We start from the raw sequence: 2027 nt of genomic DNA, 5'->3' as shown, positions 1-2027 counted from the left end.
GTCTATATTCCCAGACAAGGTACCAGCTTCTTTTATGAAGGCAAGAGAATTTCTCAAATTCAAGGTACTGATTTTGCGAAAGCTTTCTTTGGTATTTGGTTAGATTCCAAAACCAGTGCACCAAAGCTCAGAGCAGAATTATTAGGGCAGGGTTGCCCACCACCACTTATTTCAGGAGCATGCTAATGCGCAATATCAATTTCTATTCAAAGTTGTTGAGCATTTTTTTAATTGCACTCGGATTATTCGGCTGCTCTTCACCTTCAGTAACGCAGTACGCTAAGGAGAAACCCAATCTAGATCTCAGCGAATACTTCAATGGCACGATTGATGCCTATGGCATCTTTACCGACCGCAGTGGCGAGGTTAAAAAACGGTTTACTGTGCTCCTGGTAGCAGACTGGAAAGTCGTCGATGGTAAAAAAGTCGGCACCCTCGATGAGAGCTTTGAATATTCCGATGGCACTAAGCAAAAGCGTATCTGGACTTTGACGGAAATCGCCCCTGGTAAATATATTGGTAGGGCAGATGATGTTGTGGGTGATGCCTTGGGCGAATCAGCAGGCAATGCCCTCAATTGGGCTTACACCTTGGCATTGCCAGTAGATGGCACGATTTACCATGTTCAATTTAATGATTGGATGTACCTTGTAACACCTAAGGTCATGCTGAATAAAGCCAAGATGAGTAAATTTGGAATTGATCTTGGCGAGGTTACTCTGAGCTTTTACAAGCGCTAAGCAGAGCAATTAGCAAGGATAGAGAGTTGAAGAAGCTTGTTTTGATTCTGGGTGATCAGTTAGATATCAATAGCCCATTAATAAAAAAACTCAATTCCAAGACTGATCAGGTGGTCATGATTGAGTCTGCAGATGAGGCTCAGTATGTTTGGTCTCATAAGGCAAAAATTGCTTTGTTTTTATCAGCCATGCGCCACTTTGCTAAGCAGCTAGAAGAACTTGGTATTCCACTGCAATATATTAAGCAGTCTCCCCAATCCATTGGTGACACGCTACGAGCCATTATTGAAAGAGATAAATTTACCAACTTAGTATGTCTTGAGCCTGGTGAATATCGACTCAAGTGTGAGATTGAAGCATTAGCTTCTGAATTAAACATCCACTTAGAAATGCAAGAAGACCCCCATTTTTATTGCTCACGCCATGAGTTTGAGAATTGGGTTGCCGGCAAAAAAGAATTGCGTCTGGAATATTTTTATCGGCTCATGCGAAAGACCCACAATATTTTGGTCGATAAGGAGGGTAACCCTGAGGGTGGGCAATGGAATTTCGATCGAGACAATCGCAAGCCCTTTCCCAAGAAAGGCCCAGGTCTCATTCCGCCTCCAGAATTATTTGAACCAGATGCGATTACTAAGGGAGTATTGGCTGAGGTGGAGGAGCGTTACCCAGAGCATCCTGGATCGCTGACTCACTTTCAATGGCCGGTAACTCGCCAACAAGCACTTCAAGCGCTTGAGGGATTTGTGGAGCACCGCTTAGCGACCTTTGGCATTTATGAAGATGCGATGTGGACAGATACACCTTTTGGTTGGCACTCGCTGTTGTCAAGTTCACTGAATCTAAAGTTACTCAATCCAAGAGAAGTCATTGATGCTGTTTTAGTAACTTGGAAAAAGTATGACTTGGAGCTGGCTACTGTAGAGGGATTTATTCGTCAGATTCTAGGTTGGCGAGAATTTGTGCGTGGCATGTATTACCTCGATATGCCCCAAATGGCTGAAGATAACTTTTATGACCATCGCAATGCATTACCTGCTTGGTATTGGACTGGCAATACAAAGATGAAATGTATGCAGGAGTCGATAGGTCAAACGCTACAGTACGGTTATGCCCATCATATTCAGCGCTTGATGGTGACTGGTAACTTCGCCTTGCTCGCAGAAATTCTTCCAAAAGAGGTGTGCGATTGGTATCTAGCTATTTATATTGATGCGATTGAGTGGGTAGAGTTACCCAATACAGCGGGAATGGCTTTATTTGCGAGTGGTGGTCGCTTTACCAGTA

At 43.6% G+C, this 2027-nt stretch carries 3 protein-coding genes; all 3 read left to right on the top strand.

Annotated elements, in window-relative coordinates:
- Positions 1 to 186: chalcone isomerase family protein (locus B7Y67_RS16220; protein ID WP_293599518.1), on the top strand; the 186-nt coding region annotated here is incomplete at its 5' end.
- Positions 186 to 740, top strand: coding sequence for a DUF3833 domain-containing protein (locus tag B7Y67_RS16215; RefSeq protein ID WP_293599517.1), 555 nt, complete (start codon positions 186 to 188; stop codon positions 738 to 740). The genes B7Y67_RS16220 and B7Y67_RS16215, both read left to right, overlap by 1 nt.
- Positions 741 to 766: 26 nt before the next feature.
- The coding region (locus tag B7Y67_RS16210) for a cryptochrome/photolyase family protein (RefSeq protein ID WP_293599516.1) at positions 767 to 2027 on the top strand (1261 nt) is incomplete at its 3' end.

Source organism: Polynucleobacter sp. 35-46-11 (assembly GCF_002281105.1).
The sequence above is the reverse complement of the archived record's forward strand: the minus strand, read 5'-3'. Positions and strand labels throughout refer to the sequence as shown.

Coding starts and splice junctions, on each gene's coding strand:
- B7Y67_RS16215 (WP_293599517.1), top strand. CDS start 186: ATGCGCAATATCAATTTCTATTCAAAGTTGTTGAGCATTTTTTTAATT.